Genomic DNA, 211 nt, shown 5'->3' on the forward strand with positions numbered 1-211 from the left:
GTCAGGTAGAGAATACCGAGGCGTTCGGGTGAACTATGGTTAAGGAACTCGGCAAAATGCCCCCGTAACTTCGGGAGAAGGGGGGCCACGGCTGGTGATGGGACGTGCTCCCTGAGCTGGTGGTGGCCGCAGAGACCAGCGAGAAGCGACTGTTTACTAAAAACACAGGTCCGTGCGAAGCCGTAAGGCGATGTATACGGACTGACGCCTG

At 57.8% G+C, this 211-nt stretch carries 1 rRNA gene; it reads left to right on the forward strand.

Annotated features, from left to right (window positions below):
- Positions 1 to 211: ribosomal RNA gene (locus tag ADK86_RS19505) — 23S ribosomal RNA — on the forward strand; the annotation flags it as partial.

The sequence above is a fragment of the Streptomyces sp. NRRL F-5755 genome (assembly GCF_001279365.1).
Classification (GTDB): Bacteria; Actinomycetota; Actinomycetes; order Streptomycetales; family Streptomycetaceae; genus Streptomyces; species Streptomyces rimosus.